The organism is Halobacillus sp. BBL2006, assembly GCF_000786645.1.
Taxonomy (GTDB): domain Bacteria; phylum Bacillota; class Bacilli; order Bacillales; family Halobacillaceae; genus Halobacillus.
In genome coordinates this window covers 1-5,180 of sequence record NZ_JRNX01000148.1, presented here as the reverse complement: position 1 = coordinate 5,180, position 5,180 = coordinate 1, and the positions used below count along the sequence as shown (strand labels likewise).

6 protein-coding genes are annotated in these 5,180 nt (G+C 41.7%); all 6 read left to right on the top strand.

The features are described 5' to 3' along the window. Positions 1–441 precede the first annotated feature (441 nt). The gene (locus LD39_RS05335) at positions 442–1,290 is read left to right on the top strand and encodes a cell division protein FtsQ/DivIB (RefSeq protein ID WP_035543701.1); all 849 of its coding nucleotides are present in this window, start codon (positions 442–444) and stop codon (positions 1,288–1,290) included. Beyond that, positions 1,274–1,984, top strand: a complete 711-nt coding sequence (locus tag LD39_RS05330; RefSeq protein ID WP_035543699.1) for a DUF881 domain-containing protein — start codon at positions 1,274–1,276, stop codon at positions 1,982–1,984. The genes LD39_RS05335 and LD39_RS05330 overlap by 17 nt, the downstream gene beginning before the upstream one ends. Continuing rightward, on the top strand, positions 1,981–2,688 hold the full coding sequence (locus LD39_RS05325) for a DUF881 domain-containing protein (protein WP_035543697.1): 708 nt from the start codon (positions 1,981–1,983) through the stop codon (positions 2,686–2,688). Before LD39_RS05330 ends, LD39_RS05325 begins: the two co-directional genes overlap by 4 nt. A 1-nt stretch (position 2,689) precedes the next feature. Then, positions 2,690–3,046: a small basic family protein gene (locus LD39_RS05320; RefSeq protein WP_035543695.1), complete on the top strand. Its 357-nt coding sequence runs from the start codon at positions 2,690–2,692 to the stop codon at positions 3,044–3,046. Positions 3,047–3,238: 192 nt separating this feature from the next. Further along, positions 3,239–4,528 (top strand): cell division protein FtsA, encoded by a 1,290-nt coding sequence (gene ftsA / locus LD39_RS05315; protein WP_035543694.1) that lies wholly within the window; start codon positions 3,239–3,241, stop codon positions 4,526–4,528. Between the two features lie 75 nt (positions 4,529–4,603). Next, positions 4,604–5,180: cell division protein FtsZ (gene ftsZ / locus LD39_RS05310; protein ID WP_035543693.1), on the top strand; the 577-nt coding region annotated here is incomplete at its 3' end.

The window sequence follows — 5,180 nt, the reverse complement described above, 5'->3', positions numbered from 1 at the left end:
CCTCGAGGTCATAAGTCAATCGATTACGTGGATAAAAAGCCATCTACTACATCGCTTGTCTTATGCTTCTCGGGGGCCTTCAGGAAGAGGGTCAGTTCAACGTTGGCACAGGACGTGCCGAACTTAGTTGAACATTCATTGAATAACTAAGTAAGGCGCTTGCGCTTTTGTTCTTTTTACATCGTTCGTTTTAATCATGATTGTGAAAGGGTATATATCTAGGTCATCCGTTACATAATAGGTTTCTTAAATAAAGGAGTTTTTGTTTCAAATTTTATCACAAACTAGTTCAAGTCTATCAATCTGTCAGCCTAAATTTATGATATAATGGGATTTATATCAATGAAGTGAAAAACCTTAGCATTGGTAGATGATCATTCAATTTTTTTGCAGCCGTGAAGAACAACACAAGGGTGTCATCAGTAAGGAGAAATGCCCGTTATGGAAGAAAGAAAAATTGTTTCCATAGAAGATCGCATACCAAAACTTAAGCAAACGAGAAAAAAGAAAGCAAATCGTCGGTTGATCCTCTATTTGACGATTTTATTTTTGTTGATTGCGACCGTGGTCTACTTACAATCACCTCTTAGCAATGTAAGGGAAGTGATCGTAACAGGTCAGCAGCATGTCAGTGAAGAAGAAATTAAAGAAATTTCCAATATTACGAATGACACGAATATTTGGAAAGTAGATGGCGATGAAATTAAAAAACGACTTGAATCCCATAAAGAAATTACTTATGCAGATGTAAATCGTCAGCTTCCCAGCACGGTAAAGATTGAAGTGGAGGAAGCGGAACGGATCGGGTATGTCAAAGATAATGGGGAATACCGGGCTATCCTGGAAGATGGTACGGAACTGGAAGCGACCTCATCCCTTCCTGGAGGAGATGCACCGATACTTGCCGGCTTTGATAAACCCACATACTTAAAAGAGATGTCTCAGGAATTGAAAGAGCTTCCTGCCAGCGTTTCCAGTCTTATTTCTGAAATTCATTGGGAACCAAAAGAAGATAACCCGTACCAAATTCGCTTATACATGACGGACGGTTATCAAGTGCTTGCATCAATCCGTACCTTTTCCAACAAAATGCCAGCCTACCCTTCGATCGTTTCTCAGCTTGATGAGGGAGTGGAAGGGATTATTCATATTGATGTAGGCGCATATTTTGAGGAATTTTCTAAGAAAGATGCACAAGAAGGGAGTTCCCAAGGGGAAGCGAACCCACAAGGGGAAACTTCTCAAGAAGGAAACGCAGAAGAGGAGAGTATGAATGAGAATCAAGGGTAAGTCATTGATTCTCTCTCTCGTCCTGCTGGTTTCTGGTTTTCTTGTAGCCTACAGTTATCAACAAACGGAAAGCAAGCCTCAAATGGTTCAGCTGAGTGATTCACAATGGGAGAAAGAGTATTATTACAAAAAGCAATTATTAGAGATCGAAAAGAAAAATAAACAGCTGAGAGATGAGTTGAAAACGAAGCGCGAACAAATACAAGGGTATGACAGGCGATTAGCAGACAGTGAAGAAGTTGTGGCCGATTTTGTGGAGAAGAAGAATAAACTACAAATGCTGGCTGGCGAGCTGCCTGTAAAAGGGACAGGAATAGAGGTTAAGTTAAGTGATGCCGAATACATTCCTGACGAAGACCAGGCCAACCAGTATATTGTACATGAAGGCCATATTCATAGTGTTGTTAATGAACTGCTCAGTGCAGGAGCTAAGGCGATAGCAATTAATGGTCAACGGATATTCAGTGACAGCTATATTGCTTGTACGGGACCTGTCATTACTGTGGATGGAATCCAGCATCCTGCGCCTTTTATAATAACGGCGATCGGGGATTCGGATGTCCTTTACTCAAGTTTGGAACTGACTCATGGAGTCATTGACCAGCTGATTAATGATCATGTTGATGTGGAAATGTCCCGTGAGGATGAAATCAAAATGCAAGCAAGGCTATCCGCTGAGGGTGATCGAAGATGAAAAAACAATCGAAGTGGATGGTTTCCATTATATGCATGTTTATCGGCTTCATGGTTGCGGTACAATTTCATACGACTACTTCTCAAACAGAGGTTCGTGATACCAGGGATGAGTGGGAAGTACGTGAAGCATTGAAAGTCCAGCAGGAAAAACAACAAGAACTTCTTACGAAGCTAGCGTCTGTCGATGAGACGATTGAAAGTTACGAAAAAAAATCATCAAAAGAGCAAGTGGATACACTGAAAGAGTCCATTGAAACCTTAGAAGAGAAAGTAGGACTTACGGAGGTGAAAGGAGACGGGGTAGAAATTACGATCTCACCAATTTTTCTTGAAAATTTCTCAGGTGAACAAATATACCCGTCCATTTCCCCGCAGTTGCTCAGCCGTCTTCTTAACGAGTTGAATACGTTCGGAGCGGATGAAATTTCGATTGGGAATGAACGTTTAACTAGTTTATCTCCAATCCGCAACGTTAATGGCTCCACTTACGTAAACAATCGCCCCTTGCCACCGTTACCCGTTCGGATACAAGTTCTGGCAGATAATCCGGGAAAATTGAGGGATTACATCAACACTAGTCAGTCCATTGACATGTTCGGTATCGAAAATTTAGAATTGGCAGCAAAATTGAAGAAGAATATGACGTTACCCAAATTTGATGATCCCCTTCACTTGGAAAAATTAGAAGAAATTGGTGAATAAGATGTGGCTTCCCGTTTTGTTTTTGATTATAGGTATTTCACTGGGCTTATTGACAAATTTTCAAATTCCTAATGCTTATACGGACTATCTTTCCATAGCTGTGTTAGCCGCATTTGATACTTTATTAGGAGGAATCAGGTCCCAATTAGAAGGAAAATTCGATGATACTGTATTCATTACAGGATTTTTCTTCAATGTTTCACTTGCTGCTTTTTTGGCGTTCCTGGGTGTCCAGTTAGGGGTGGATTTATATTTAGCGGCTGTATTTGCATTCGGTGTTCGGCTGTTCCAGAATTTAGCAATTATTCGCCGACAGATTATTGACCAAAAATTACTAGTTAAATTTCGAAAAAAATGAGCCTAAATAAGAGGATATTCGAGAAAGTCTGTGGAAAACAAGTAATGAACGAGTTTTTGGAAACTTTCTAGCTCATTCGTAGGATGAATTTTTTCAATTCATTTACGTTTATATTTCAATGATTGTATTTTTATCGTATATTCGATATGCTTTGAACTACTCATATGGCTTGTTACAGGAGGTGCGTCACTGGTGAATCAAAATGAAATCCTAGTCAGTTTAGATATAGGAACAAGTAGAATCAAAGTGATCATAGGAGAAATTATGAACGATACGCTAAATATAATTGGCGTTGGATCGGCAAAATCAAATGGCATGAAGAAAGGAGCCATTGTTGATATCGATCAAACGGTCCATTCTATTCGTACTGCAGTCGAGCAGGCTGAACGAATGGTGGATATGAAAATAGACCGGGTTGTCGTAGGGGTGAATGGAAACCATATCCAATTGCAGCCTTGTCATGGTGTAGTAGCTGTTTCTAGTGAAAGTAGAGAAATAGGTAATGAGGATATTACACGTGTGATCGATGCAGCACAGGTTATATCGGTTCCTCCAGAACGGGAAATCATTGATGTCATTCCACGTCAGTTTATCGTTGATGGACAGGACGAGATTACAGATCCTCGAGGAATGATCGGTGTACGTTTAGAGATGGAAGGTATGATCATCACATGCGCTAAAACCGTCTTACATAACACCTTAAAATGTGTGGAGAGAGCAGGACTTGAAGTACTGGATGTATGTTTACAGCCACTTGCTTCAGGCACCGTCTCCTTATCTGAAGACGAGAAGAACCTGGGGGTTGCGCTTGTAGATGTTGGCGGCGGATCAACGACCGTATCCGTTTTTGAAGAAGGACACTTGAAAGGGACGAGTCTTCTTCCGTTTGGTGGAGATAATCTTACAAAGGATCTCTCAATCGGGTTGAGAACTTCAACTGAAGAGGCAGAACAAGTGAAAATTGAGCATGGGCATGCTTTTTTTGACGATGCTAATGAAGATGAAAGTTTTTCTGTCACAATTATCGGAAGTAATCGAGAACAGGCGTTCAATCAATTGCAAATCTCTGATATGATTGAAGCTAGAATGGAAGAAATTTTTGTTTTTGCTGCCCAGGAAATTCAGCGCATGGGAGTCCGGGAGTTACCGGGCGGTTTTGTGTTGACTGGCGGCACGATGAATATGCCGGGAGTCCTTGAACTGGCGCAGGATGTCTTCCATTCGAATGTAAGACTCGCAATTCCAGATTATATTGGAGTTCGCGAACCACAATTTACAAGTGGCGTTGGCATCTTGCAATTCGCTTATCGTAATGCGAAAATACAAGGAAAAGAGATTTTTCCATCAGTAACCGCTGATTTTGAACAACAGGCACCTAAAAAGCAGAAACGCGCGGCTAAACCGCAGAAGGAAGAGAAAGAAAAACCAGAGAAGAAAAAAGAGTCAGGCTTGTCCAATCTATTAAAATATTTCTTTGATTAATTGGAAGCTTGGAGTCGGTCAAAGGACGGACGATACAATAAATCTTGTAATCTCGTGTATTAGGAGGAACGGATGATGTTAGATTTTGATACAAGCATGGACCAATTGGCAACCATTAAAGTAATCGGTGTAGGCGGTGGCGGTAGCAATGCCGTAAACCGTATGATCGAACATGGGGTGCAGGGTGTTGAATTTATTGCAGTCAACACAGACGCCCAGGCATTAAACCTTTCAAAAGCAGAGGTCAAAATGCAAATCGGTGGGAAACTGACTCGTGGATTAGGAGCGGGAGCAAACCCTGAAGTAGGACGCAAAGCCGCAGAAGAAAGTAAAGAGCAGTTGGAAGAGGCTCTACAAGGCGCGGATATGGTATTCGTTACAGCTGGTATGGGTGGAGGAACCGGTACTGGTGCCGCACCTGTCATCGCACAAGTAGCTAAAGAGCTAGGTGCTCTTACAGTTGGTGTTGTTACGAGACCATTTACGTTTGAAGGCCGGAAACGCTCTACGCAAGCGGCTGGCGGTATCGAAGGGCTTAAAGGCGCTGTCGATACACTGATCGTTATCCCTAACGATCGTCTCCTTGAAATTGTAGACAAAAATACACCGATGTTAGAAGCATTCCGCGAAGCTGATAATGTACTTCGCCAAG

Excerpts from the sequence above, each read along its gene's own strand:
- LD39_RS05335 (WP_035543701.1), top strand. The coding sequence starts at position 442 with ATGGAAGAAAGAAAAATTGTTTCCATAGAAGATCGCATACCAAAACTT.
- LD39_RS05330 (WP_035543699.1), top strand. The coding sequence starts at position 1,274 with ATGAGAATCAAGGGTAAGTCATTGATTCTCTCTCTCGTCCTGCTGGTT.
- LD39_RS05320 (WP_035543695.1), top strand. The coding sequence starts at position 2,690 with ATGTGGCTTCCCGTTTTGTTTTTGATTATAGGTATTTCACTGGGCTTA.
- LD39_RS05325 (WP_035543697.1), top strand. The coding sequence starts at position 1,981 with ATGAAAAAACAATCGAAGTGGATGGTTTCCATTATATGCATGTTTATC.